The 25,758-nt window shown below is 34.0% G+C and carries 24 protein-coding genes, 1 tRNA gene and 1 pseudogene; 17 read left to right on the forward strand and 9 right to left on the reverse strand.

Translation table 11 applies throughout. The features are described 5' to 3' along the window. Positions 1 to 5 precede the first annotated feature (5 nt). The gene (gene ribB, locus ABWU29_RS02925; protein WP_007549343.1) at positions 6 to 650 is read left to right on the forward strand and encodes a 3,4-dihydroxy-2-butanone-4-phosphate synthase; all 645 of its coding nucleotides are present in this window, start codon (positions 6 to 8) and stop codon (positions 648 to 650) included. Between the two features lie 71 nt (positions 651 to 721). Continuing rightward, positions 722 to 2,002 (forward strand): M48 family metalloprotease, encoded by a 1,281-nt coding sequence (locus ABWU29_RS02930; protein ID WP_012673175.1) that lies wholly within the window; start codon positions 722 to 724, stop codon positions 2,000 to 2,002. Between the two features lie 27 nt (positions 2,003 to 2,029). On the opposite strand, the gene ABWU29_RS02935 is transcribed toward ABWU29_RS02930, so the two are convergent. Both ABWU29_RS02935 and fabG read right to left on the reverse strand, forming a co-directional pair. After that, on the reverse strand, positions 2,030 to 2,365 hold the full coding sequence (locus ABWU29_RS02935) for a TrbC/VirB2 family protein (protein WP_007550269.1): 336 nt from the start codon (positions 2,363 to 2,365) through the stop codon (positions 2,030 to 2,032). 95 nt (positions 2,366 to 2,460) lie between these two features. Then, positions 2,461 to 3,195: a 3-oxoacyl-[acyl-carrier-protein] reductase gene (fabG, locus tag ABWU29_RS02940; protein ID WP_015589136.1), complete on the reverse strand. Its 735-nt coding sequence runs from the start codon at positions 3,193 to 3,195 to the stop codon at positions 2,461 to 2,463. A 266-nt stretch (positions 3,196 to 3,461) separates the two neighbouring features. Here fabG and ABWU29_RS02945 point away from each other — a divergent pair, with 266 nt between their 5' ends. The 9 genes from ABWU29_RS02945 to ABWU29_RS02985 all read left to right on the forward strand — a co-directional run bounded on the left by ABWU29_RS02945 (position 3,462) and on the right by ABWU29_RS02985 (position 14,515). After that, the gene (locus tag ABWU29_RS02945; protein WP_174516815.1) at positions 3,462 to 4,982 is read left to right on the forward strand and encodes an HlyD family type I secretion periplasmic adaptor subunit; all 1,521 of its coding nucleotides are present in this window, start codon (positions 3,462 to 3,464) and stop codon (positions 4,980 to 4,982) included. A 142-nt stretch (positions 4,983 to 5,124) separates the two neighbouring features. Then, the gene (locus tag ABWU29_RS02950; RefSeq protein WP_353280067.1) at positions 5,125 to 5,469 is read left to right on the forward strand and encodes a transposase; all 345 of its coding nucleotides are present in this window, start codon (positions 5,125 to 5,127) and stop codon (positions 5,467 to 5,469) included. A gap of 79 nt (positions 5,470 to 5,548) precedes the next feature. Further along, positions 5,549 to 5,764 carry an IS3 family transposase gene (locus ABWU29_RS02955; protein WP_245836010.1) on the forward strand — a complete coding sequence of 72 codons (216 nt, stop codon included), beginning with the start codon at positions 5,549 to 5,551 and terminating at the stop codon, positions 5,762 to 5,764. A 238-nt stretch (positions 5,765 to 6,002) separates the two neighbouring features. Then, a complete protein-coding gene (locus tag ABWU29_RS02960) occupies positions 6,003 to 6,167 on the forward strand; it encodes an IS3 family transposase (protein ID WP_353271419.1) in 165 nt (54 codons plus the stop codon). A gap of 1,372 nt (positions 6,168 to 7,539) precedes the next feature. Beyond that, positions 7,540 to 8,304, forward strand: a complete 765-nt coding sequence (gene coxB, locus ABWU29_RS02965) for a cytochrome c oxidase subunit II (protein WP_015589127.1) — start codon at positions 7,540 to 7,542, stop codon at positions 8,302 to 8,304. Positions 8,305 to 8,319: 15 nt separating this feature from the next. Continuing rightward, complete coding sequence (gene ctaD, locus ABWU29_RS02970; protein WP_015589126.1) at positions 8,320 to 9,870, forward strand: cytochrome c oxidase subunit I; 1,551 nt, start codon at positions 8,320 to 8,322, stop codon at positions 9,868 to 9,870. A 1-nt stretch (position 9,871) separates the two neighbouring features. Then, on the forward strand, positions 9,872 to 10,759 hold the full coding sequence (locus ABWU29_RS02975) for a heme o synthase (RefSeq protein WP_015589125.1): 888 nt from the start codon (positions 9,872 to 9,874) through the stop codon (positions 10,757 to 10,759). Positions 10,760 to 10,935: 176 nt separating this feature from the next. Next, positions 10,936 to 11,373 (forward strand): ribonuclease HI, encoded by a 438-nt coding sequence (gene rnhA / locus ABWU29_RS02980; RefSeq protein ID WP_015589124.1) that lies wholly within the window; start codon positions 10,936 to 10,938, stop codon positions 11,371 to 11,373. Continuing rightward, positions 11,366 to 14,515: an AsmA-like C-terminal domain-containing protein gene (locus tag ABWU29_RS02985; protein WP_353280117.1), complete on the forward strand. Its 3,150-nt coding sequence runs from the start codon at positions 11,366 to 11,368 to the stop codon at positions 14,513 to 14,515. The genes rnhA and ABWU29_RS02985 overlap by 8 nt, the downstream gene beginning before the upstream one ends. 294 nt (positions 14,516 to 14,809) lie before the next feature. Here the strand turns inward: ABWU29_RS02985 and ABWU29_RS02990 are convergent, their stop codons facing one another. The 4 genes from ABWU29_RS02990 to ABWU29_RS03005 all read right to left on the reverse strand — a co-directional run bounded on the left by ABWU29_RS02990 (position 14,810) and on the right by ABWU29_RS03005 (position 17,900). Further along, a complete protein-coding gene (locus ABWU29_RS02990; RefSeq protein WP_051062209.1) occupies positions 14,810 to 15,217 on the reverse strand; it encodes a transposase in 408 nt (135 codons plus the stop codon). 19 nt (positions 15,218 to 15,236) lie between these two features. Further along, positions 15,237 to 15,437 (reverse strand): hypothetical protein, encoded by a 201-nt coding sequence (locus ABWU29_RS02995; protein ID WP_010082383.1) that lies wholly within the window; start codon positions 15,435 to 15,437, stop codon positions 15,237 to 15,239. Next, positions 15,421 to 15,750 (reverse strand): transposase, encoded by a 330-nt coding sequence (locus tag ABWU29_RS03000; protein ID WP_007548762.1) that lies wholly within the window; start codon positions 15,748 to 15,750, stop codon positions 15,421 to 15,423. The genes ABWU29_RS02995 and ABWU29_RS03000 overlap by 17 nt, the downstream gene beginning before the upstream one ends. Before the next feature lie 191 nt (positions 15,751 to 15,941). Next, positions 15,942 to 17,900: a hypothetical protein gene (locus ABWU29_RS03005; RefSeq protein ID WP_141456949.1), complete on the reverse strand. Its 1,959-nt coding sequence runs from the start codon at positions 17,898 to 17,900 to the stop codon at positions 15,942 to 15,944. Positions 17,901 to 18,600: 700 nt separating this feature from the next. Here ABWU29_RS03005 and ABWU29_RS03010 point away from each other — a divergent pair. The 3 genes and pseudogenes from ABWU29_RS03010 to lpdA all read left to right on the forward strand — a co-directional run bounded on the left by ABWU29_RS03010 (position 18,601) and on the right by lpdA (position 20,971). Continuing rightward, positions 18,601 to 18,768: a hypothetical protein gene (locus ABWU29_RS03010; RefSeq protein ID WP_153296805.1), complete on the forward strand. Its 168-nt coding sequence runs from the start codon at positions 18,601 to 18,603 to the stop codon at positions 18,766 to 18,768. Between the two features lie 433 nt (positions 18,769 to 19,201). Beyond that, a pseudogene (locus tag ABWU29_RS03015) lies at positions 19,202 to 19,522 on the forward strand (transposase); the annotation flags it as partial. A gap of 75 nt (positions 19,523 to 19,597) precedes the next feature. Continuing rightward, positions 19,598 to 20,971 (forward strand): dihydrolipoyl dehydrogenase, encoded by a 1,374-nt coding sequence (gene lpdA, locus ABWU29_RS03020; RefSeq protein WP_015589121.1) that lies wholly within the window; start codon positions 19,598 to 19,600, stop codon positions 20,969 to 20,971. A 5-nt stretch (positions 20,972 to 20,976) separates the two neighbouring features. On the opposite strand, the gene ABWU29_RS03025 is transcribed toward lpdA, so the two are convergent. Continuing rightward, positions 20,977 to 21,369, reverse strand: a complete 393-nt coding sequence (locus ABWU29_RS03025; protein ID WP_006279962.1) for a hypothetical protein — start codon at positions 21,367 to 21,369, stop codon at positions 20,977 to 20,979. 69 nt (positions 21,370 to 21,438) lie between these two features. Here ABWU29_RS03025 and murG point away from each other — a divergent pair, with 69 nt between their 5' ends. Next, complete coding sequence (murG, locus tag ABWU29_RS03030) at positions 21,439 to 22,470, forward strand: undecaprenyldiphospho-muramoylpentapeptide beta-N-acetylglucosaminyltransferase (protein WP_353280119.1); 1,032 nt, start codon at positions 21,439 to 21,441, stop codon at positions 22,468 to 22,470. Here murG and gshB read toward each other — a convergent pair. Further along, on the reverse strand, positions 22,455 to 23,384 hold the full coding sequence (gene gshB, locus ABWU29_RS03035; protein WP_015589118.1) for a glutathione synthase: 930 nt from the start codon (positions 23,382 to 23,384) through the stop codon (positions 22,455 to 22,457). The genes murG and gshB overlap by 16 nt on opposite strands. A 60-nt stretch (positions 23,385 to 23,444) precedes the next feature. Further along, entirely contained in the window at positions 23,445 to 24,041 is a 597-nt protein-coding gene (locus ABWU29_RS03040; RefSeq protein WP_006279461.1) for a BON domain-containing protein, read from the reverse strand. Positions 24,042 to 24,181: 140 nt separating this feature from the next. Here ABWU29_RS03040 and ABWU29_RS03045 point away from each other — a divergent pair. Beyond that, positions 24,182 to 24,263: transfer RNA gene (locus ABWU29_RS03045), tRNA-Leu, on the forward strand. A gap of 158 nt (positions 24,264 to 24,421) precedes the next feature. Next, complete coding sequence (gene tig, locus ABWU29_RS03050; protein WP_015589117.1) at positions 24,422 to 25,756, forward strand: trigger factor; 1,335 nt, start codon at positions 24,422 to 24,424, stop codon at positions 25,754 to 25,756. Positions 25,757 to 25,758 lie beyond the last annotated feature (2 nt).

Genomic DNA, 25,758 nt, shown 5'->3' on the forward strand with positions numbered 1-25,758 from the left:
TTATTATGGTACAGGCCACTTATGCTTCAATGAGTCTACCAGGTATTTCTTCTGTGGAAGATGTATTAGAGGATGCTCGTTCCGGTAAATTATTCATTTTAGTTGATGATGAAAATAGAGAAAATGAAGGCGATTTGATTGTCTTAGCTGAGAAAATAAAGCCGGAACATATGGCTTTTATGGTTAGGTACGGTACAGGGGTTGTTTGCTTAGCAATGACTAAATTTCACATGAAAAGGTTGGGCCTTAATTTCATGGAAAAGAAAAATATTGGTGAAAATCATACCGCATTTACTACATCAATTGATGCACGTTATGGCATTACAACCGGTGTTTCAGCAGAGGATAGAACGAAAACTATACATGCTGCTATCAACAAGGATGGTACTCAGGATGACATCATAACTCCAGGTCATGTTTTTCCTGTAATTGCACATAAAGGTGGGGTGGCACAACGTGCTGGTCATACTGAAGCGAGTGTTGAAATGGCGAAGTTAGTAGGGTTTGATCATTCAGCAGTTATTTGTGAATTAGTGAATGATGATGGCTCTATGATGCGCTTACCTCAGTTACTTAAATTTGCTGAACAACATAAAATTAAGTTAACTACCATCGACAAACTTATCAGTTACGTTAAAAATTTAAACTAGCGTTTATAAATTTGTATAATTTAAGTGTTAAAATATAGGATTTCTATAAATTATACAAGCACAGAATTTTCATGTTTAGAGTTGCTAAGTTTTTGACCTTATTGTTCTTTTTTGCATATTGTAATAATGCTTACTCTATTAACATTATTAGAGATAGTGAAGTGGAAGCAATAGTGAAAGAGCTAGCGCAACCTTTATTTTCTGCTGCGGATATTGATCATGAGCAAATAAAAGTTTTTATAATTAATGACAATTCGATTAATGCTTTTGTAATTAACAATAACAGTATTTTCATTCATTTAGGACTTTTACAATATTCGGCTAAACCTTATGTCCTGCTTGGTATATTAGCACATGAGATTGCTCACATATCTGCTGGTCATATATTGCAAATGAGTAGTGCTATGGGTTATTTTCAATCGATAGCAATGATTAGTTATATGGTAGGATTAGTTTCTAGTATTATCATTAACCCTCAGGTTGCTGGTGCAATTTTGCTTAGTGGTGTAGCGTTTAGTTCAAGGCTATTTTTTAACTATTCTCAAGAGCAAGAAAGTGTAGCAGATAGCTATGCTTTAAGGTATCTTGATGAATCTGGCTATGATAATTCAGGTATGAAAGAGATTTTTGATTATTTTAAAAGTATTGAGCATGAGAACACCGAGGAATATTTCCGCACTCACCCACTTAGTGAGAAACGCATATTTGCTGTACAAAATTATAAGGTTAAAAACAACGTAAAACCAATTTTTGCGGATAAGTTACTAAAGTTTGAGCGTGTGGTTGCAAAGCTAGACTCTTTCTTTGCTCCTATTCATGTGTTATCTAATAAATATGAAGATAATTCTGAGTATGTAAATGCTATAGTTTGCTATAGGCAAGGAAAGATAGAAGAGGCTATTGCTAAAGTTAACTCATTGATTCAAGAATCACACAGTGATCCATACCTATATGAATTAAAAGCAGAAATGCTATACAAGGCCGGAAATTTAAGTGAAGCAATAAAAATGTATGAGGAATCGCTTAGGTATTTATCTGAGAAAAACAGTTATTTAGTGAAACTTGCATTATCTCATACTTTATTATTACACGGTGATGCAAAAAAGGCGATTTTTTACCTGGAGCAGATTTTGAATGTAGAACCAAATAACGCTTTTGTCTGGAAATATTTAAGCATTGCATATAAATGTGAAGCTGATACGGCAATGCATTATTTTGCCTTGACAAAAAAGGCTTGTATTGAAGGTGATTTAAAGCAATTTATGAAATACGCTGAGTTAGCTGTTAAAACTCTACCAAAAGATAGCCCTTATTTGTTGCAAGTTGAAGATATGAAGCGGTTTAATGGATAACAAAAAAGCATTTCTGCACTTTTTGGATTATTTTTGTCCACACTTTTCCAACATAGTTTTTGCTTCATCGCTTACGTTGGGCATAATTTTCGTTATGATAGTTTTAGCGCCAAAAAATACACCACAGAACATGCCAAGAGCAAAGAGGGCTGGCCACGGCATCCTGCCAAATATTGCAAGCAAAGCTGCACCAATTATTACTACCGTCATAAGTGGACCGCCTATCCCCCAAACATAACCAATAATATTGCATATTACTTTAGTTGTGTCATCCATATCAACACCAGGGTTATCTGCATAACCTGAGAAAGAGAAAAGCAATACTACACACAAAACACCAAAAAATCCTATTATAGAGCTCATTTTTTTGCCTCTAAATAATAAATTAACGCAAACCTAAACCTACACATATTTTTATTTTAAAGTAAAAATTATAATTTGTCCATACATAAGTGTTGCTACATAAATAACCCACCATTAATGTTAAGCACATGCCCTGTTATATATTTTGCTTCATCACTTGCTAAAAACAAGACCCCTGCTGCTATTTCTTCCCCTGTTCCCATTCTTTTCATTGGAATATTATCTAATATTTTTCCCTTTTGTCCTTCATTTAAAACTTCAGTCATTTTAGTATCTATAAACCCAGGAGCAATACAATTTACTGTTATATTACGACTTGCAACTTCTTTTGCTATGGATTTGCTCATAGCTATTATTCCAGCTTTAGACGCCGCATAATTTGCTTGCCCGGCGTTTCCTGTCAGCCCTATTATTGAGGAAATATTTATAATTCTTCCCCAATTATTCTTAATTAGTTTTCTGCATGCTTCTCTACTCAGCTTAAATGTAGAGCTCAAGTTAATATCAATTACTTTCTGCCATGCTTCATCTGTCATTCTCAATAATAAACTGTCTCGCGTAATACCCGCATTGCATACGAGCCCGTCAAAGCCTTCCATCAGCTCACTTGCTCTATTTATTAGTTGATTTACTTCCTCAGCATTTGATAAATCACAAGGGAGTACATGCATGTTTTTTTCATATTGTTTAGCAACTTCTTCGAGCACTTCTTTTTTTGTGCCAGAAATACATAAAGTTGCTCCGGCTTTGTGCATAATTTTTACAATTGCTTGCCCTATTCCGCCTGATGCGCCAGTAATCAGGAACTTTCTGCTTTCCAATTTAAGCATAATAACTTTATATTATCTTAATTCCTAACAGAATATTGACTAGTTGGCAATAGATTTCTTACATAATATAAGTAACTCAGATATTCACAAAATAAAGAAAAAGTTATAATAAAGTTAAACGTCAAAAAATTTTAAAAACATAGTTGATGCAGGAATTGTTACTAAATAGTTTATTCTGGTGCTCTACAGTCTAAATGGAATGCTTAAATTATAGATTCTTTGTTTTTGTGTGTTATCTTGAGTTAACACAAATTCACAGTAGTATTATGATAAGTAAGTTAAAAAAGCTTAGCGCTGGATTTTCTTTGACAGGCTTGATTGGCCATGGTGATAATATAAATATGCAAGGAGCAAAAAATAAAAAGAAGAAGTACCCAAAATTTTTGGATAAGACGTTTGCATTGATTGATGCAGTGATAAATTTTATTTTAAAACGCGAAAGTAATAACGTAAATGAAGTCCTGAAAGTAACGTGGGGACCACTATTTTTTGGTCTGGTAGTAATACTCATCTTTTTTGGGATAGGTGGTATTTGGTCGGCTATAGCTCCAATTGACGGTGCGGTGCATGCAAGTGGAGAAGTTATTGTATCTTCAAATAGAAAAATAGTTCAACACTTGGGCGGAGGAATAATAAGCAAAATTTTAGTAAAAGAGGGTCAAGCAGTTAAAAAAGATGAGCCTCTAGTTTTGTTGAGTGATGTTAACGAGAAGGCGAATTTAAGTATCATCAAAGAGAAGCTCTTATCATTTTTAGCAACAGAAGCAAGGCTTCTTGCAATCAGAGTAGATTTGGACACGCTCGAGTTTCCTGATGAGGTTAAAAAATTATCTCACGATGAACTTGTAAATAAAGCGATAAAGAATCAAGTAAAGTTGTTCAACTCTCAGAGAAAGAGCATATTGGGAAAAACAGACATACTGCAACAACGTATAAAGCAGTTAAATGATGAATTAGCGGGGCTAAACTTTCAACTAAATGCAGCTCATAAGCAATATGACTTGATAACTGAGGAGTTGGAAACAAAAAGACAATTACTTGATAGTGGCCATATAAGCAAACCACACATTTTAGCTTTAGAAAAGCAGTTTGCTGAAATTGAAGGCAGAGTTGGACATTACCGTTCTGCAATATCTCAAGTGCAGCAAAAAATTGGAGAGAACGAATTAGAAATTATAAACGTGAGAAATGATTCTCAAGAAAGAGCAAACGCTGAACTTAAGGAAGTTAGTACGTCTATTGCAGACTTGAAAGAGAGACTGATGGTTGCTGAAGATTCATTAGCACGTACAATAATTAAATCGCCTCAAGATGGGATAGTCACAGATATAAGATACCATACTGAAGGTGGTGTTATACAATCTGGAGTTCCGATCATGAGCGTAGTGCCATCGGATGATGACCTAATAATAGATGCTAAAATTCAGACCAGAAACATAGAAGAGATACTGTCAGCACAAAAGAAAGATAGCAACATAGTCTCTATTGATGGGCTAGAAGGGCTAAAGGTTAAAGTTCGTTTAAGTGCTTACAGTGCACGTCGTTTAAGTTTAATTAATGGTATAGTAAGCAATATTTCTCCCGATGCCCTTGATGATCCAAGGCTAGGGCGTTATTATTCAGTACGTGTAGTGATACCAAAACCAGAGCTTGCTCAGTTTAAAAACGTATACCTATACCCTGGTATGCCAGCAGAAGTGTACATAGTTACTCAATCTCGTACTCTTTTATCATTCTTGTTTACGCCTATAATTGCAACAGTCGATAGGTCTTTTATAGAAAGGTAGCTCACTCGTTAAAGTAGTAGTGAAAGTGCCGTAATAAAATTTAGGTACATAATTAGACAATAGGCTTCTTGACCTTACCCAGAAAAAGTGGAGAGAAAGAAAAGAGTTTTTTTGGGTAAAATAAAATTTTGGAGGATTAGAAATGGCAAGAGAATATACGGCAGAATTCAAATTGGAAGCTGTTAAGCTGGCAAATGAACAAAGAAAGGTAGGTCAACCAGTTGCAAAAGTAGCAAGAGATCTAGGAATAAGGGATAGTGTATTAGGAAAATGGATGAAGAAATATAACGAAAAAAAGTCAGCGGCAAATGCATTTCCAGATGTAGCACCTTATGACAAAGAGAGATTTGATTTACAAAGCAAGAGTAACAAGGGAAAGAGACATTTTAAAAAAAGCCCTGGCCAGTCAAAAAGAGTAAAATATTTTTTCATAAAAGAGCATAGTAAACACTATAAAGTGCAGGAATTATGTAGGGTTTTCTGCTAGTGGCTACTATAAGTGGACTACAAGGAAAATAAGCAGTAGAGAATCAGCAAATAAAGAGTTATTAGCAGATATTCAAAAAATATATCAAGCTTCTAAATGTAGATATGGAGCTCCTAAAATTCATGCTGAATTAAAGGCTTTGGGTAAAAGTTGCAACTTAAAAACAGTGCAAAGTATTATGCAGAAAAATGGTATTCAGGCTATATTGAGAAGAAAATTTAAAATTAAGAAACAACAAACGGACAGTAGCTCCCAATATATTAGACCAAAACTTTATTGTCGATCAACCAAATAAAGTATGGGATTACTTATATAAAAACCAAAGAAGGATGGCTATATTTGGCAACAATAATCGATCTATATTCACGCATGGTAGTTAATGAGCAGTTCAATAAATAAACAATTGGTTATGGACTCTTTATTAATGGACGTTAACAAGCGTAAACCTGCCAAAAATCTACTATTACATAGTGATCAAGGTTCACAATATACTTCGCAAGGTTATCAATATCTCTTATCCATAAAAAACATAGATGAGTCATAAAGGTTGTTGTTACAACAATTCTGTTGTGGAAAGCTTCTTCAGTTCTCTAAAAAGGGAGTTACCAATAGACACCTCTCGGCACTCTAAACAGCATATCAAAACTGCTATATTTGAATATATAGAAATTTTTTATAACAAACAACGTCACTATTAACTATTGCATTCCAGAACAATTTGATGCATCATTCTTTTTGTAAAAAACATTCCAAACTTTCTCTCCACTTTTTCTGGGTAAGGTCATCATAGCATTAGTTAGATGCATTAGAATTGATCATGATGATGTACATATAATGTTTAGGTTTCAAGAACTTGCTCTGGAAATGCAAAAAAAAATGTTCAACATTATGTCGCGAGTCAAACTTAGGGTATTTGGCGTCTCATGTTTAATTTTTCGCACTACGTGCATCGCATGTCTTTAAAAATTTCTGGGTTTTTACCTATATAAGCCGAAACGCGCTTATAAAGCGTTACAAGACATCAAAAAATGCCAATACTCGACAGAGATAGTAAAAGACTAGCTAACTCGGGGATTCTTTGTCTTTTTTTCTGCTTAGTAAATTTCTTAAACATTTGCAGCGTAGGTTAGTTGCAATTAAAAGCAGCTGAATTTCGCTTGTCAAGCGTTTAAAACATAAAAAACGCCAATATTTTAAAGCGGATAATAACCCCAGGGCTTCTTTTGCCTTTTTTTTATTTGGTAAATTTCTTAATGTTTATGGCTAAACGACAATCGTCATCCCGCTACTTGTTAGCGGGATCTAGAGATACCGCGAATGAATCGCGGTATGACGGTTTGTGGCGGCATGACGATAAGGTTTATACCTTGTCATCCCAGTGCTTGACACTGGGATGACAGCTAGCCTGACAATCGTCATCCCGCTACGTGTTAGCGGGATCTATGCTTTGAGATACTGCGAATGAATCGCGGTATGATGGTTAAGTAAGGGATCTATGCTAAGAGATGCCAAAGACCTTCATGAAACTTTGCCCATTTGGCTTCTCTAAAGATTTCGTTTACAGAATCTAGTAACTCAGCTATGCAGAATAAAAAAAGTTTGTATGGTATACAAATAGTGTGTTTTTTTATAATTATTTTCTATAATACATAAACCTTTGGTCCAAGCTGTAAATGCCACCATAGGCATTAAAAGTTAATTAACAAACTGCAATGTATAATTAAATAAAGAAACTTGTAAGACTTTGATCTTACAGATTATAAACTTGTCATAAAGTTTAATAGTGTCTGTTACTGCTTTTAGGTGTGAGGCTAGAGGGTTATTAGCAGTAACAGACACTATTAAACTTATTATAAAATTTACTTAAAGTAAATACTTAATTTAAAATATTATAATATTTTTACTTACAATAGATTTATGTAAATGCTTTTTTCCTCAATTAGTATTGTACTATTATACTTGTTGAATGCTAAAAAATTATTAACCATCACTAATCTCTATTTGCATAGTAAGTTTATATATACTATTATACAGTATATCACTTAGTTTTATAGCAAACAAACAAAAGATATGGTGAAGTTATTTGCACTATTGATAATATTTTACTCAAATATATCTGTTGCCTCTGCTCCTACTTCCTGGCAATTTGGATTTCCTGCTCCTGCAACTGAAGTAATGGAGGCTGTAGTTAGGTCACATTCGTTTGTGATGCTTGTGATGGTTACAATAATGCTTTTTGTGTGGGCGCTGCTTGCTTATATAGCGTTTCGCTTTCGTAAAAGCAAAGTAACAAACATAAGTAAAACTACCCATAGTGTTCCTTTAGAAATTATTTGGTTTGTTATACCAACTATCATTGTTGGTATATTGGCCTTTGAAAACGCTAAATTACTGAAGCTACAGGAAGAAATACCGAAAGCTGATATAACACTGAAAGTTATTGGCCATCAATGGTATTGGAGTTACCAATATCCAGAATATCAAGGTGTGTCATTTGATAGTTATATTAAGGGAAAAGAAGACTTTATCGAAGGAGATTTAAAGCTGTTCTCTGTTGATAACAACATCGTTTTACCCGTTAATGCTAACGTTCGTTTACAAGTTACAGCAGGAGATGTTATACATAGCTGGGGAGTACCAGCTTTTGGTGTAAAAATTGATGCGATACCAGGTAGGCTGAATGAGGCGTGGTTTAATATCAAAAAGCCTGGTGTTTATTATGGGCAGTGCTACGAATTGTGTGGTCAAGGCCATGGATTTATGCCAATTGTTGTTGAAGCAGTAAGCAAAGAAGATTTTAATAAGTGGATTGAAAATAGAAAATTAGTGAGTTAAATTTGGAGTATAGATATGAGTGACGTACCAAAGGGCATAAAGCGTTGGTTGTTTTCCACCAATCATAAAGATATAGGGACACTGTACATTATTTTTTCCATATTAGCTGGAATTATTGGTGGATTATTATCGGTGATTATTCGCACTCAGCTAATGCACATTAATATACTTAACAATAACTATCAATTATATAACGTAATGGTTACAGGGCATGCGTTGATAATGGTGTTTTTTATGATAATGCCAGCCCTCATGGGAGGATTTGGTAACTGGTTTGTACCTCTCATGATTGGCGCACCAGATATGGCGTTTCCTCGTATGAATAATTTGAGTTTCTGGTTATTAGTGTCATCTTTTATTTTGCTCATTCTCTCAGTGTTTATTGGTGAAGGTCCAGGTACAGGTTGGACTTTATATCCACCTTTATCACAGGTAATGTCCCATCCAAGTGCAGGAGTTGACATTGCTATACTTGCACTCCACGTTGCTGGTATGTCGTCAATTGTTGGGGCGATCAACTTTATAGTTACTATATTTAACATGCGCGCAAAAGGCATGTCATTAACTAAGATGCCACTGTTTGTTTGGTCTGTCTTGTTAACAGCATTTATGTTGATTGTTGCCTTACCAGTGCTTGCCGGTGCTATAACTATGCTTCTTACTGATCGCAATATTGGTACTTCCTTTTTTGATCCTGCCGGTGGCGGCGATCCTGTGTTATTTCAACATCTATTTTGGTTTTTTGGTCATCCAGAAGTTTACGTAATTATTTTTCCTGCATTTGGCATCATAAGTCAGGTTGTATCAACTTTTTCTCACAGACCTGTATTTGGTTACATAGGGATGGTTTATGCAATGATAGGTATAGCAGTATTTGGCTTTATGGTTTGGGCTCACCATATGTTCACTGTTGGGCTTAGTGCTGACGCTGCTGCATTTTTTAGCACTACCACAATTTTTATCGGTGTTATAACTGGTGTAAAAGTCTTTAGCTGGATTGCAACTATGTGGGGTGGAGCAATTGAGTTTAAGACCCCTATGCTATTTGCACTAGGTTTTATTTTCATGTTTGTTGGCGGTGGCATAACGGGAATAATTCTTTCTCATGGTGGAATAGATAAGCTCTTGCACGACACCTATTATGTTGTTGCTCACTTCCATTATGTCATGTCACTTGCTGCATTATTTGGAGCTTTTGCTGGCTTTTATTATTGGATTGGTAAAATGTCGGGTAAACAATATAATGAGCGCTTAGGTCAAATCCACTTTTGGCTTACTTTTATTAGCACCAATATCACTTTTTTACCTCAACATTTCTTGGGATTAGCTGGTATGCCAAGACGTATACCTGATTATCCTGATGCGTTTATCCCTTGGAATTATATATCCTCAATTGGCTCATATATGTCCTTTGTTTCAGTTATGTTTTTTGTGTTTATAGTTATACATCTCTTCAAATGGGGCAAGAAAGCTGGAGATAATCCTTGGAAAGGTGACACCTTGGAATGGACGGTATCTTCACCACCGCCTTTTCATACTTTCGAAAAGCCACCAGTGGTAAAATAGAATGTACACAAGTGTTTTGCTAAATGTTGAATCAACAATACTGGATTTTTGGCGTTTGCTGAAGCCAAGGATAATGTATCTTGTGGTATTTACTGCAGTTGCCGGTATGGTTGCTGCACCAGGTGGTATGCATCCTTTTCTAGCATTAATATCTCTTATATGTGTTGCTCTTGGCTCAGGATCTGCAGGTGCTATAAATATGTGGTATGACAGAGATATAGATCTGCTCATGGAAAGGACAAAAAACCGCCCTATACCCTCAGGTAGAGTTTCTGCAGAAAGCGCGCTTGAATTTGGTATCACTCTTGGAATATTATCAGTATTTATCATGGCAATAGCAGTAAACTATATTTCTGCTGCTTTACTTGCAATCAGCATATTGTTTTACGTTTTTGTATATACGATCTGGCTCAAAAGACGCACTCCGCAGAATATCGTTATCGGTGGTGCAGCAGGTGCTTTCCCTCCAATGATTGGCTGGGCAGCTGTGACTAATTCTGTAAGTTGGGAAAGTTTCATTTTATTTTTAGTAATTTTTATGTGGACTCCACCACACTTTTGGGCCCTATCTTTAAATAAGTCTGAAGACTATGTAAAGGCATCGATTCCAATGTTCAATATTGTTTATGGTCCGAAGAAAACAAGAAAATATATATTAATTTATAGTGTTTTGCTGGTGCTAACTAGCTTGCTTCCAGCTCTATTCTTGAAAAAGGCTTTACTTTATCTAAGCATGGCAACCTTTGAAGGGTGCGTTTTTATTTGGTACGCTATATCAATTCTCAGATTCAAGAACCACAGCTCACAGAAAAAAATGTTTTCTTATTCAATTTCTTATCTATTTTCCCTATTCGCCAGTATTATTTTTTGTTCTATTGATTTATTTTAATTATGAAAGAACGGCAGAAGCATAAAAACTATTTTTTACTTTTCCTTTTGGTAATGCTCGTTGTCACACTTTTTTTTGTTTCTATAATAAAATTTAAAGGTGCAGCTTAAACTACCTTTAGAAATTGTGCTTTCATAGAAGCAACTATATACTTTATTAATTCATTACAGTTAAAGATGAGCAAAAAGGAAGTGACAATATATACGGATGGGGCGTGTTCTGGTAATCCTGGAGCGGGAGGATGGGCAGCTATCATATTATTTCAAGATTATAGAAAAGACATTTATGGTAGAGAAGAAAATACCACAAACAATAAAATGGAGTTAACAGCGGTGATCAATGGGCTGAAAGTATTGAAATTTTCTTGTAATATTAATTTATATACGGATAGTCTCTATGTTAAACATGGCATAACAGAGTGGATAAATAAGTGGAAAATGAATGGTTGGAAAACAAGTAATAAAAAATCAGTAAAAAATATGGAATTGTGGAAAGAGTTAGACAACGTTGCTTTACAACACGAAATTGATTGGAAGTGGGTTAAAGCACACAGTGGCGATAAGTATAATGAGGAGGCTGATAGTTTAGCAAGAAAAGCAATAATCAATGCTTAAAAAAATTACTGTATTATTTTCCGTAGCTTTATTGTTCATATTGTGCTTCTTTATTTTTTTAAAGCCTTTAGAAATCAATATTAATTATGTTAATTTTTATGTTAAACATAAAATATCAAAAATATTTGTTGGCTCAAGCGTTAATGTGGAGAATACCTCAGTTGTTTGGCAGAAAGGTAGCAAAGATCCGTATTTAGTCATTACAGATTTGGCAATAGCAAACCCTAATTTTACTATAAAAGTTCCTGAGCTTTTTGTACATTTTAAGTTAAGTTCCTTATTTAAAGGTAACATAAAATTTTCTCAAGTTTTAGCTGATAATGTGCGTGTATATATCAAGAGAGAAGAAATTAATGTTAATCCGCAAAACTCATTAGACCTTTTGGATAATCATTATTTAAGTAATAACCGCCTTCCTTCGGTGTCATTCCAGCGCGTGACGCTGGAATCTAGAAAAAAAGAAACAAGTAGTCAAGCTACTTGGATGACAGGAAAAAAAGATATTGGGATGACAGGAAAAAAAGATACTGGGATGACAGGAAAAAAAGATACTGGGATGACAGGGAAGAATTTCAAGATGACAGAAAGCAGTGCAAAAAATCTATTAAAAACAATAAGGGAATTTTTTTTTGACTTAAATGCGGATTCAAAAATTGAATTTACTAACATCGCTATTAATAAAGGCACGGAAGATGAATTTTTTATTGATAAATTGTATATAGGGAAGGGGGAAGATTTTAATGTTTTAGATATTCATGTGAATACAAAAGATGAAAAGGGATTTTTGGATGATTTATCAATTACGATAAAAAATCGCAACAATTTGCTAAATGTGTACGGGACATTTTATGATCTAAAATTGGGACTATTAAGCGAGTTTTCTACATTAGTTAAAAGCTACAATTTGGACAAAAATATAGGATTCAAAGGAAGCTTCTCAGTGAAAATTAATAAAAAGGATGAAATTGTAGATGGAAATATATACGTATTGAATACAGAAAATTATTTGAACAAAAATTTGGCCTTAACTAATGTAAATATAAATTTAACATATAGTAATGGAATTATTAGTGTAAAAAACTTCCATTTTAAGTTAAATGACACGTATCTCTCTTTAATAGGCAAAATGAACTTTGGTACAAGTCATGCTTTGCTTAGAATTAATATTAGTAAGTTTGCTGCAAAGGATTTATGTACTTATATACCAGATAGTGTAGTAAATAGTAAATTTAAAAGCTGGTATTGTGATAATATTGATGGGGATGTTTTAAATACCATTGTAAGTTTCAATGGCAAAATTAACAATTTGGTTGATGACGATCTGTCAGACATTGTAATTGTTGCTGATATAGAAAACGGTAGCGTAAAATTTGATGAAGATTTTGAGCAAGTAAAGGAATTAAAGGGTGATTTGATCATCAAGAATAACGATCTTGAAATTACTGTAAATAGCGCTAAGTTTCAGAATTTCACTGTTAATGGTGGTGATATTGAAATGAAATCTCTAAATAAGGAAGATTCAGTTCTAACCATTAATGGCAAAGCTGTAAGTGATGCGTATGGTTTATATGAGCCTATAAGATTTAAGCTGGATGATGTGGTGAAGGTTGAAAGGGATAAAGTAAGTGGAATGGCAAAATCCGTATTTAATTTTCGCATTTTTAATCTAAATGCTGATGACAAAAAAGTAGACTTCTCAGCAAATTTTCATTCTGAAATTGACAATTTGGCCGTCTATAATGCAAGTCTTGGTAAATATGATATTAAGCTTAGTTTTGGCAGTGACTTTATAGATTTAAATGGTAGTGGTATGGTGAATAACACACAGCTATTATTTGACCTGAAAAGTAGCAATAGGAATGAAAGTTTCGCCTGGAATTTGACCGGAGATTTACCCGCTCAAATATTTAATTTTGATAGTGGCTATGTCAGTGCAAATTTAGAGTCAGTGATAAATCAAGATAAGACGGGGTATGTTAATGGTGATATAGATTTATCAGAATTTGAATCACATTCAAGCTACTTAGGGTGGAAAAATCGCTTTGAAGATCACAATAAAATTTTGTTTTCTACAAGGTTAAAAGGAGCAGGTGAATTGTTAGTAGATAAATTAGACATTGTAGGAAATGACCTAGATATAAAATTCAGCGGAAGAGTAGAAAATGGAAATTTATATTTAAATTCTAGTAGCTTTAAATTGCCTGATAATGATTTTAGTATAGAAATTGAATCAGGTAAGGAGAAAAATGCCATAACTATTTATGGTGAGGAAATTAACTTAAGTGATATTTTAGGCTTGCTTGGCAAAAACAGTAATGGATTAAATAAAGATATAGAGATTAGTATGAATGTTGACAATGTAATTATGAAAGAAGGCATCGTTATCAAAAATGCTAAGCTGAATGTAACCTGTACTAAAGGTAATTGCAATGGAAGTCAATTTACAGGGCAGTTTCTGGAAGATAGCAGCAACATACTAGCAGAATACAGTGGAATAGGGCTCGAAATATATGCGGATAATTCAGGTATGCTTTTGCGTTCCTTAGGCATTAGTAAATCAATTAAAAACGGCAAATTGTCTTTTTATCTCTCTCCTCAGAGAGAAAGTGGAGAACATTATGGTACGTTATCCATTAGCAATTTCTACATCAAAGATGCTCCACTACTTACTACTTTATTGTCGATGTCTTCATTGCCTGGCATTGTAAATGCCATAAAAAATGAAGGTGTATACTTTTACAAATGTAATGCACCTTTTTCATACAAAGATGGCACTATTGAAATTGAAGAATCTTGGCTTGAAGGGGCGGAGTTAGGTATTAGCACTGGTGGTAAGCTCGATATTAGAAATTATAAATTCCAGGTTGCAGGACAAGTAATACCAGCATATTCAATTAATAAATCTTTGTTAAAAATTCCTATAATTGGAAAACTTCTTACTGGTGGGAAAAGTAGGGGAATCGTTTCAATAGACTATAAAGCAAGTGGTGATGACAAAAACAATAACGTATCTGTTGATCTTATCTCTTCGCTAACTCCAAACCTATTAAAGAGGTTATTGGGAGTGTTTGATCGCATTATGACAAAAACTAACGAAAGTGGCTTAAAAGGTGGTGTGAAAAAGAAATTTGGTTCGATATGACCAAAAGGGAAGTTATTTAACAAAATTATGGACAAAAATGCAAGAATTTCAGAATGATCTACCTGGTTTTTTATTTAGTTGTTTAAGTAATACCACTCCCTTTAACCTCTCTATATTTGCTGAACAACTAAAAAGGGTAGGGGGGTGGTTGTAAATTGTATCTGTTCAGCAGAGTGGCAAAATAAGGTAGACGAGAAAAGACAACTATAGGAACAAATGGGTGTCATGCCAGTGCGTGACACTGGTTTGGCTTTGTTGCATCGCTCTTCGGATAGTAGGTAACGCACAATAAATTTATGAAGCTATCTCAAATTTAGCCATGCCTATTTCAGTAAATTTGTTAAGCAAATAACATTTGAGTAGCAGTTCCCTCTCACGATTCATTTCAGATTTGTTCCTAAAACTAAATCCAAATGTCTTTTTTAATCGCGAGAAAAAACCTTCTATATAAGATCTTTTTCCATAACTCATCTCTTTTTTCCACTTCTTTATACCATCTTCATCATATGACTTTATGAGCTTGACTGCAGAATTTCTCTCAGCCATATAGTCTAACTTTGGATGCTCTGCTGCGTTGTTTTTCGGAGGAATTTTCGTTTTTATACCATATTGATTACACAGCTTATAGAGCTTTTCTCTGTCATATGCCCTATCTGCATATAGTACTTTTATGACATACTGAAAATCGACTTCTTTTAGCAAATCACAAGCTCCATAGTGATCAGCCGTTACTGTATTTTACAGCTATGGCTTTTTTGCTGTTTGTATTCAACATTACATGCAATTTTCTTGTCTGTTCATAGCTGCGATACTTTCTATCTTCGCTATTTTCTTTGCTATGACCAGGAGTGTTGTTGTATATACTAATTCCTGTACTGTCTATAGCAATTTCGATATCTTCCATATTATTTTCTGCAATCATTGATCTTAATATTGAGTTTCTTAAACCTTCTTGATGATTGTGAATAGCTGATAACTTGCAAATTTTTCCCAATTTGCTCAAGGTATCCTGCTATAAACCCAACTGTTTGCCTCAGGCCTATTCTAAATAAACAAGTTATTATGTGCACCAAAATTACAACTTTATCGCTATAAATATTGTTGCCACCTGGTATTTTTGGACCATTCTCGTACCACTTTTCTATGGCTTCGTTGATATAATGAAAAATATTTCCTCTTTTTTCTAGAAATTTGTTATATTCGCTATGGTTACTGACCCTCATTTTTTGTGGCATATTTTTTCTTTCAAGGTTAAATGGCTATTTTATAATGAATTTTGTCAGTAGCCACCAGATTTTTTCAGTTGCTATGCAACAAAGCCATCCCAGTGTCAAGCACTGGGATGACATCACAGGGGCACTGGAATTTTTGTTTCAATATTTGTACATTAGCCATGCATCTGAACAGATACTGTAAATTAGCTATATTACATTAGCCCATCAGATGAGTTGTAATGGTTATAATTGTCTGATAAGTGATCTCTAACATCGTGACCTAACTCATTGGCATCAGGCTTAACTTCGTGATCTAACTCATTAGCATCGAGCTTAAACAAAGAAGGATTATCATCAGATTGTTGATTAGACTCTTTCTCTTTCGACCCAAATAACCATGAAAAGAGTGATGAGATAGAATCAATAATGGATTTAATTGCTGAAAAAATATTGGATAAGAAATTACTGGGTTGCTGAGTATCCTCTTCGGCTGATTCTGGTTCAGGCTCTTTTCCTGCTGTGTCATCCACATCTTGTTCAGGCTTACTTCTGCTTATGAGTGTCTTATCTAACCATTTGGACATATTCTTGTCTGGATTATGAAAATACATTTTCTCTATGTCCTTGTTTTCATCAACAAAAATTACTACAGTTGCATTCTGACTTAATGACCCTTCATTTAATCTATAACGTTCACTAACGAGCGATTCATGAGAGTTCTTTATATCTTGAATCAATCGAAGTTTTTCTTCTTCTACTAAAAGGTAACCTCTGTGTTGTATAGCATAATTGGTCCCTTTGTACTTAAATTGCAACATTCCTGTAACCTCTGTGTAGTCATCACCTTTTTGTTCTTCTTCTGGCTCTGGATTCGTGCGGTTTTCATTTACCTCTTCTTCAGACTTACTTCTGCTTATAAGTGTCTTATCTAGCTGTTTGAATATATTTTTGTCGGAGTTTCGAAAATACATTCGACTTATCTCCTTATTTTCATCAACGTGAATCGATAAAACTGTATTCTCATTCCCCAATCCATCACATTCACTAACGAGCGATTCATGAGAGTTCTTAATGTCTTTGATAAATTGAAATTTTTCTTCTTCTGAAAAGTACTTGCATCTTACGTTATAAGTGGTGCCTTTGTATTTAAAACTAAATATCCATCCATGGTCTTTATATTCATCTACTAGTTCATGAATATTCTTGACATTTTGTATAGCTTTAAATTTTTCATCTTCTGAAAAGTCCTTGTATCTTACGTTATAAGTGGTGCCTTTGTATTTAAAACTAAATATCCATCCATGGTCTTCATATTCATCTAGTCCAGAATTCTTGACACGTTGTATAATTTGAAATTTCTCTTCTTCTGAAAGGTTTAGGCGGTATACACTACCAGTTGTACCTATGTATTTAAAAATAAAACTCCATCCATCGTATTTATATTCATCTACACCCATCTGCTTGCAAATAGCTTTATAATTTTTTTCTTCTACTTCTCGTCCAACAACATTTGCTATGAGTTCAGTATCCAGAATACTCAAAGTTTGGACTGTTGCCGATGGTGAAAAACACAATTGAAATATGTGGCCTAGCTCATGACCCAGAACAAAATCCATGGCACTTTGCTTATATGTCAGAATATTCTGACAATCTGTTACTCCTCGTGTAATATATCCTGGACTACCATCTTCATCTATGCCGAGAAGATTGTTATACTTTGTATAATCGCTTCTATTATTGAAAATGTAAACCGTTATATTTTTACTTATGCTACTATCTTTGAAGCAAAACTTTTCTTTAAATGCCTCATAGGCAGTTTTAATGTCTGTTTCTATTTGGTTTTGTTCCTGCTCAGATAAGTTGTCGTATTTTATAGTACAATTTATATACCCGTATTTAACGGTAAAGCTGTTAGACAAAACATCATGTATATTTGTGGAAAAATAATTGAACTGCTTTGACTCGGCTTCTTTATACAATTGATGCCCATATTTATCACTAGAATACTTTGGTAGTTTAGGTACTTTGGCAATTAAGTTTTTGTTACTATCAAAAAAAGAAATATCAGAATTACCAATCCTAAAATCCTTTATAGATTGCCCGCAAGTGCCATCATTTGCACAATCATGATTATCTTTCTTATTAAACCATGCGTTGGTGTATTTTTCCATTTTGATACCTCACTACCAAACCTTACTATATTATTATCTTGGTAAAAATCATAATAATTCGTTAACTTGTATTTTAAATCTGTATCAAATGTGCTTTTCTCGTAAGGTATCAATTGTGAAGTAATTAACTTTATTTGTTTAAAATTTTGCTAAAATAGCTCTTTTTATACTATGTTTTATATAGCTAAACTGACTTAGATTTACTGACAATTTGAAAAACAAAAATTCGTCATTCCGCTACTATAGTATTTTCTAAAACGAATGATAAACGTCTAAAATGGTATTACCAACTAAAAGGTGTAAGTTTGTACATTGATGCATTAGAGGTCTGAGGCGACTTTTGATGGTGTGCCAACAATGCTCTATCGGATTTAGATCTTACTATTACCCACAAATATAAATGTTTGTTGCATAGCTCTTAATGGCATAACTTTTGCTTGAAATAACTGTTTATATGGTGCAATTTACAGCTTTTAGTTGCTAAAATTATAACTCTTAGTTTAATAATTTTAGTCTAATAAGCTTTCAGGTTAATAAAATTAAATTATTTGAGTAAATACAATATTATGTTTTTATTTGTGGGTAATAGTAAGGCTTAAAGCAAAATGTAGTACGAACGGTAGGTGGATCTAAAAGATCGAATTACAATCCTGTATACAGCATTTTGCATTATTGTTTGATTATATTTATAGGTACAAAAATGGCTAGAATAATTTTCATGGGAGTAGATGTTTCCAAGGAAGCATTGGACATCTCAATTAATGGCAAGCATAAGCGCATAGCAAACGTGAGTGATGCTATATCTAAGTTTATAGAAACAAATATAGTCGATTTACCCATCAAGTTATATGTAAACTGGTGGCTATGAAAAGCTCATTATAAAATTGTTGCAAGATAACTGTCCATAAAGCTCACCCGAATCGGGTATATGCATTTGCCAAAGCTTGCAATCATTTTGCAAAAACTGACAAGTTAGATGCTAAATTACTGGAAAAATACGCTGAATTTGTCAGTAAAGACGGTGAAGTAAAAGGATGTATAATTTCACAAAAGCAAGAGGAATTAAAGGAGCTGGGGGCAGTTGAGCGTAATTTAAATGATGCAATTCATGCAAACAAGTGTCGCCTGCAAAGTGCGACGGGAAAAGCTAGAGAATACATAGAAAGACAGATAGGGTTTGCTGAAAAACAATTGAAAGAAATTAGGCAAGACATAGAAGACACAATAGATTCTGACCCTGAATTGAAAGGAAAAAATGAGCTTTTAATCAGCTATAAAGGTATTGGTCAAAGACGGCGAGCGTTCTACTGACAGAGGTGCCTGAGCTTGGTAGATTAGAGAATAGAGAAATTGCATGCTTAGTTGGAGTTGCACCTAAAACTAGTGAAAGTGGAAGAAAAGTTGGCAAAGCTCAAATCAAAGGAGGCAGGTTTTATGCAAGGAAAGCACTATACATGTCAGCTCTTGTTGCTATGCGCCACAACAGAAAAATGAAAGCGTTTTATCAGCGTTTGGTTGATTCTGGCAAAGCTGCTAAGGTTGCATTAGTTGCTGTCATGAGAAAAATTATCGTTTGTTTAAATGCCATGATAAAAAATAACAACTTTTATCTTGACTCTTAAGACGGTAGATGACAGACCATTGATTGTATGGGTTCCATCTGTTATATATAATCTTTTTGAATACGAAGAAAACTGATGAATGAGTATGATATTACGGTTATAGGTAGCGGTCCTGGTGGTTATATAGCGGCAATTAGGGCGGCACAGCTTGGGTTTAAAACTGCAATTGTGGAAAAAGAAAAAAATTTAGGCGGTATATGCTTAAATTGGGGATGTATACCAACAAAATCACTGCTTAGAGCATCTGAGGTTTATAGGCTAATAAAAAGATCAAAAGAGTTTGGTATAGAAGTAAAGGGAGCGAATTTTGATATACAATCAATAGTGAAATACTCAAGAAACGTTGTTGATAAATTGTCAAGCGGTGTTGCATATTTGATGAAAAAAAATAATATCAAAGTTCATCAAGGTTTTGGTAAACTTGCAGGCAATGGTACTATAAAAGTCGTTAGCGATAAGGAAGAACAAGAAATTGTTTCCAAGCATATCATTTTAGCAACAGGCGTGAGGGCACGGAATCTGCCTGGAATAGAGGCAGATGGAGATTTAATATGGAATGCGCAGCACGCTATGACTCCAGAGAGATTACCAAAATCGCTACTAATTATAGGGTCTGGTGCAATTGGAATAGAATTTGCAAGTTTTTATAGTACTTTGGGGGTTGATGTAACAATCATAGAGATAAAGAGCACTATTTTGCCGCTGGAGGATAAGGACATTTCAGATTTAGCACAAGAAATATTCACAAAACAGGGGATAAAAATATATACAAACAGTAGCGTAAAAGCTCTTACTAAAAGTAAAGACTCTGCTCAAGTGCTACTAAGTAGTGGTGAAAGCAAAGAATTTGATAAGGTGATTGTTGCGGTTGGAATTCAAGCAAATATTGAAAATATAGGTTTAGAAAATACAAAAATTAAATTAAGCCCTTCTGGCTTTATTGAAACGAATGAATGGTATGAAACTAGTGAATCAAATGTGTATGCAATAGGTGATGTAGCTGGCCCACCATGTTTAGCACATAAAGCGAGCCATGAAGCCGTGATCTGCATTGAAAAGATTGCTGGTAAAAATGCTCATGCGTTAAAAAAAGAATGCATACCAAATTGCACTTATTCTCATCCACAAATAGCGAGCATCGGCCTTACTGAGGAACAGGCAATAAAAGGTGGGTATGATATAAAAATAGGAAAATTTCACTCTAATTTTAATGGTAAGTCTGTTGCACTCAGTGAAACTGAAGGGTTAGTGAAAACGATTATAGATAAAAAAACCGGAGAAATTCTGGGTAGCCACATGATAGGTGCAGAAGTAACGGAGTTAATTAGCAATTTTGCTCTTGCAAAGCAACTAGAAGGAACAGACTTCGACATAAAATCTACGATTTTTCCTCATCCAACCATTTCAGAGATGATACATGAATCAGTGCTTGCTGCAGATGTTAAATAGTTGAACTAACGTTCCATCGTTTTAGAGTTGTCAATGTCTTGAGTAGTAGTTTGATTAGGCACTTTAGTTTCAATAGATTGATTACCACCAGCATCAGAATTCTGTAACTCTTCTTTCAATCCCTTAGCTGCTTCTTTAACTTCAAGCTTTGCCTTTGGATGAAGATCTTCTGGGCCTTTTCCTTTAGTATCCAAACCTTGTTGTAGATTAGTGCTTTTCATTTTATTATGCTGCTCGTGCTCAGGTAGGTCAACGACCGAATTGAAAAGAATTTTTATTATATTTTTTAGCAGTTCTAAAAAACCTCCGCTTCTGCCTTCTCTTTGTTCTTGAGGTTTATTTTTCTCATTAGGTTCTTTTTTACTATTACTTTTAGGCATTTTTAACTCAACTATCATAACGCTTAATAAAATTCTACGTGCAAATTGTTAAATAACAGTTAACAATCTAGGATTTATTATTTACAGATGGATATTATTTTAGCAACAGGTGGCACAGGTGGGCATATCTTTCCGGCCATAGCTTTAGCAAAAGCACTAAAGACACAAGGATACAATTGCATATTATTCACTGATAAAAAAACAAATAAAAATACCGACATAGAAAGCTACACCTTACCATTACGTAGACCAAGCAGCAACAAATTTAAGTTTTTCCTTTTCTTGATATACAGCTCTATGTTAGCACTGTATCAAGTAAGAAAATTAAAACCAAAATCGGTCATTGGTTTTGGTAGCTATGCTTCTTTTCCAACTCTTCTTGCAGCAAGAGTTCTTTCTATACCTATAATTTTACATGAACAAAACACAGTTTTAGGGAGAGTAAATAGATTCTTTTTCAAGAGTGCAAAATTAATTGCAACCAGCTTTCCGGAGACTAAATATGCAGAGGGCAATAAATGTATTTTTACAGGAAATTTTGTTGATATAAAAGCACAGAGCCATTCTAGCACTGAGAAAATCCTAAATATATTGGTCATAGCAGGCAGCCAAGGTGCAAATTTTTTTGATGATGTAGTAAGCAGCTTAATTTGTGATTTACCTATTAAAATGAAAAAGAAAATTAGAGTGACGCAGCAATGTACGAAGAAAAATGTAAACAAGGTCAAAAGTCTATACAAAAGTGAAAAGATCGATTGTGAATTGAGTGAATTTTTTGATGATATGGAGAATAGACTGGCCAATGCTCACTTGGTAATTAGCAGAGCAGGAGCAACTTCAATAGCAGAGATCACTCTTGCTAGGCGTTCTGCTATATATATTCCTTACCCTTACTCAAAAGATAATCACCAATTTTATAACGCAAAATATATTGAAGACTCGAGAGCAGCTATAATAGTTGAGCAGAATAGTGAAGCAAAAAAAAATCTAACAGAGGTACTATTTGATCTATTAAATAATTCTCAAAAATTGCGTGATATGACCAATAGTACAGAAAAAACAGGGATAAAGAATGGGACTACTGAGTTTGTTAAGGTGATTGTTCACAGGTTTAGTTGATGGCTGCTTGCTTTTTCTTCAAACACGTCCCAAAGATCCTTTTCTAGCGATATATTATACAATTTATTGATATAAACTACTCCCGTGGGTGAAGTTGTGTTAATTTCGAGCAGGAAGTCATCTATAATATCAATACCAACAAATATTAGCCCTCTTTTCTTTAATTCAGGACCAATTTTGTTACATATTTCATTGTTTCTATCGTTCATTTGAGCGGGCTCAAAACTTGCTCCAAGTCGCATGTTTGTTCTGATCTCTCCACTGATTTTTGGAATTCGTTTCATTACACCAATTGGTTGGCCATAAAGTAGCAATATTCTTTTATCTTTATCTATGTTTTTACAAAATGATTGTGCAATCACAGGGCATTCGTATTTTGCTATCATGAGATCCACTACTACTTGAATACTATTCTCATCTTGTATTCTTATCACATCGTTTCCTCCATAACTATACAATGGCTTCAGAATAATATCTTGATAGTTGTAGTAGAAATCTCTAATCATTGATATATTTTCAGTAATCAAAGTTGGCGGAATTAGCTCTGGAAATAATGAAGTTATCAATTTTTCAGGACAATTTCTTATTTCTGTTGGATTGTTAATTACCAATGCGCTGGTTTTTTCTAAGATATATGTTGTTGTAATATAACGCATATCAAAGGGTGGATCCTGTCTGATAAATATGATGTCCATTTCATTCAAGTTGATTGCTACATCCTCTTTAGAGATAAAACTAAAATCATCAACGCTGACTTTCTGAGCCAGAGCAATTGGATGGTTTAGCTTTAGTGCTAAATTGTTAGGAGCATAGACAAAAACTTCGTGCTTCCTCCTTTGTGCTTCCTTTATTAGCACGAATGTAGTGTCAGTTTCAAAATTTATATTTTCATCCATCTGAAAGGCAATTTTCATTTATGTTCTCTACCTATTGTCACAACTGTACAAATGTTATAATTTGAAAGCGATTTTTGCCTAATGGCGTAACTTACTGTACCTGTATCGTACATAACTTACAACTTGTTTTACTCCCTTTACTTTTCTTGCAATTGCTATTACAGCTTTTAATTCCGCTTTATTTTGGGCTATACCCATCAAATAAACAACTCTATCAACCGTATTAACGCTATAATTAATTGACTTAATATTTCTTTTTCCCAGGAGTCTTGTTCTTATTTCCGCTGTTATCATGCCATCTACAGTGGTGTCTAGCATGGAAGCCATTTGAATTGGTATTACTCTTATTTCATTTATCACTTCTTTAATTTCTTTTTGCTGCCAAGCTATTTTTTCTGCTGTAAGTTGTTTTTCAGGAGTGTCAACACTTCCAATGAGCAATACTCTTCCTTCACTTACTTTAACCTTTATGGATGAAAATAGCCCATGTTTTAAGAGCCCCTTATTAATTCTGATGACCATAGTCGTATCATCAATGATATTTCCCAAGGATTTGTCCTGCATTGTTATTGCTGTTGCTGTCGCTGTAGCCACCACACCACCTATTATAAGGGTTGTGCAACCACTTTGTGTAATCAAAAAAATTGCGAGTAAGAAGCTTGTTATTAATCTCATTATTGATTTTCATGGTTTAGAGCTTTCATTAAGAAATGTTAATAAGCTTTTTTGATTGTGTAAATACCATAAATTAAGTAAGACTTTAAACCTTGAATATTTTTAATGGAATACCTATAATAGGGTACTGAAAATTTCTTGCGGATATGGCGGAATTGGTAGACGTGCCAGGTTTAGGTCCTGGTGAGCTTGCTCGTGGGGGTTCAAGTCCCTCTATCCGCACTTTAAAGTCATGTAACTTAGGTTTTAAGGGAAAATTTATAATCACTAAATACACTTTTGTTTGTGTAAAAACCTGTTCTTAAGGATTGTGTTTAACTTAAATTCTGGTAAAATGACTCTATTAAGATATGAATTAAAATGTTAATAAATGAATTATGATGTCTAATAATATACCTCAAAATACAGTCGAAGTAAGTAGCGTATATACCTACAAAGAGCTTAGTATAGATAAACTAAAGTATGAGTATGAAATCACAGTTGGTAGTGATTATATAAAACAAAAGGTAAATTCCAGGTTGCAAGAGATAGCAGAAAATGCAAAATCACCTGGATTTAGGGCTGGAAAGATGCCCTATGACCTTGTTGTTGCAAATTATAAAAACGAGGCTTTGGAATATGTGATAAATAATACAATTGATTATTGCTCAAGTGATTTGATGAAAAAAATTGAAGTCAAGTCTCACATTTATCCTAAGGTTGATGTTATATCATTACCAGATCTGGGCAAAGAAAATGAGGAGGGCAATTTTGTATACAAGCTATCTTTTGAGTCGATGCCTGAAGTACCGATGATAGATCTTGACAAAATAAACTTAAAGAAAATTGAAGCAAAGATTGAAGAGGAAGATATAAAAGAATTTATTGATTCTATCAAAACAAAGTTCCCCAATTTTGCCTCTGTTGATGATGCTTCTTATCAAGCGAAAGATGGGGATAAATTGATAATTGATTTTGAAGGGCGGATTAGGAATAAGCTCTTTCAAGGTGGAAGTAGCAAAGATTTTGCCGTTAATTTAGGGTCTGGCACATTTATTAATGGTTTTGAAGATCAATTAACTGGTATGAAAAAGGGAGAAACAAAGAACTTTAAGTTGAAATTTCCTGAAAATTACCAAGCCATTTCCCTTGCAGGACAGGAAGCTGATTTTTCTGTGCGAGTTAATGAGATTCAAATTGCCAAAGATTTTGAAAATGATGATGAAATAGCTAAGAGTATTGGGTTTAAAGATTATTCTTTGCTAATAAATCATGCAAAAAAAATGATTGGTGATCAGTGCACCGAAATGAGAAATCTCTTAATTAAAAAGGAGCTGTTTGATTATTTGGATGCTAATTATAGTTTTGATTTACCCACAGACATAGTAAAACAGGAGCAACAAAGAATGGAAGGAGAATTGGGTGCTCAAAATGATTCTCGTAAAGAAGCTGAAAAACGTGTAAAGCTTGCTATGTTATTTATGAAATTTAGTGCAGAACATAAAATATCATTAACTCAAAATGATGTTTTGAGTGTTATTGTAAATCAATATGTCAGTAAAGATGTGCAATTTGACAGAGTAATTAAGCATTTTGAATCAAATAAACAATTTCAAGAATTAGTTAGAGGGCAAGCGCTTGAGTATAAAGTGACAGATTATATAATAGAAAAAGTTAGTAAAGAAGAGCAGATTGTTTCTGTGAAAGAATTAAAGGAATTATTTGATAATATTTAATA

The organism is Wolbachia endosymbiont (group A) of Phasia obesa (genome assembly GCF_964028125.1).
GTDB lineage: Bacteria > Pseudomonadota > Alphaproteobacteria > Rickettsiales > Anaplasmataceae > Wolbachia > Wolbachia pipientis.

Excerpts from the sequence above, each read along its gene's own strand:
- ABWU29_RS02930 (WP_012673175.1), top strand. The coding sequence starts at position 722 with ATGTTTAGAGTTGCTAAGTTTTTGACCTTATTGTTCTTTTTTGCATAT.
- ctaD (WP_015589126.1), top strand. The coding sequence starts at position 8,320 with ATGAGTGACGTACCAAAGGGCATAAAGCGTTGGTTGTTTTCCACCAAT.
- ABWU29_RS02935 (WP_007550269.1), bottom strand. The coding sequence starts at position 2,365 with ATGAGCTCTATAATAGGATTTTTTGGTGTTTTGTGTGTAGTATTGCTT.
- tig (WP_015589117.1), top strand. The coding sequence starts at position 24,422 with ATGTCTAATAATATACCTCAAAATACAGTCGAAGTAAGTAGCGTATAT.
- ABWU29_RS02960 (WP_353271419.1), top strand. The coding sequence starts at position 6,003 with ATGAGTCATAAAGGTTGTTGTTACAACAATTCTGTTGTGGAAAGCTTC.
- ABWU29_RS03010 (WP_153296805.1), top strand. The coding sequence starts at position 18,601 with ATGGCTAGAATAATTTTCATGGGAGTAGATGTTTCCAAGGAAGCATTG.
- coxB (WP_015589127.1), top strand. The coding sequence starts at position 7,540 with ATGGTGAAGTTATTTGCACTATTGATAATATTTTACTCAAATATATCT.
- lpdA (WP_015589121.1), top strand. The coding sequence starts at position 19,598 with ATGAATGAGTATGATATTACGGTTATAGGTAGCGGTCCTGGTGGTTAT.
- ABWU29_RS02985 (WP_353280117.1), top strand. The coding sequence starts at position 11,366 with ATGCTTAAAAAAATTACTGTATTATTTTCCGTAGCTTTATTGTTCATA.
- ABWU29_RS02945 (WP_174516815.1), top strand. The coding sequence starts at position 3,462 with ATGATAAGTAAGTTAAAAAAGCTTAGCGCTGGATTTTCTTTGACAGGC.
- murG (WP_353280119.1), top strand. The coding sequence starts at position 21,439 with ATGGATATTATTTTAGCAACAGGTGGCACAGGTGGGCATATCTTTCCG.
- ribB (WP_007549343.1), top strand. The coding sequence starts at position 6 with ATGGTACAGGCCACTTATGCTTCAATGAGTCTACCAGGTATTTCTTCT.
- gshB (WP_015589118.1), bottom strand. The coding sequence starts at position 23,384 with ATGAAAATTGCCTTTCAGATGGATGAAAATATAAATTTTGAAACTGAC.
- ABWU29_RS03000 (WP_007548762.1), bottom strand. The coding sequence starts at position 15,750 with ATGCCACAAAAAATGAGGGTCAGTAACCATAGCGAATATAACAAATTT.
- ABWU29_RS03005 (WP_141456949.1), bottom strand. The coding sequence starts at position 17,900 with ATGGAAAAATACACCAACGCATGGTTTAATAAGAAAGATAATCATGAT.
- ABWU29_RS02995 (WP_010082383.1), bottom strand. The coding sequence starts at position 15,437 with ATGATTGCAGAAAATAATATGGAAGATATCGAAATTGCTATAGACAGT.
- ABWU29_RS03025 (WP_006279962.1), bottom strand. The coding sequence starts at position 21,369 with ATGATAGTTGAGTTAAAAATGCCTAAAAGTAATAGTAAAAAAGAACCT.
- ABWU29_RS03040 (WP_006279461.1), bottom strand. The coding sequence starts at position 24,041 with ATGAGATTAATAACAAGCTTCTTACTCGCAATTTTTTTGATTACACAA.
- rnhA (WP_015589124.1), top strand. The coding sequence starts at position 10,936 with ATGAGCAAAAAGGAAGTGACAATATATACGGATGGGGCGTGTTCTGGT.
- fabG (WP_015589136.1), bottom strand. The coding sequence starts at position 3,195 with ATGCTTAAATTGGAAAGCAGAAAGTTCCTGATTACTGGCGCATCAGGC.
- ABWU29_RS02975 (WP_015589125.1), top strand. The coding sequence starts at position 9,872 with ATGTACACAAGTGTTTTGCTAAATGTTGAATCAACAATACTGGATTTT.
- ABWU29_RS02950 (WP_353280067.1), top strand. The coding sequence starts at position 5,125 with ATGGCAAGAGAATATACGGCAGAATTCAAATTGGAAGCTGTTAAGCTG.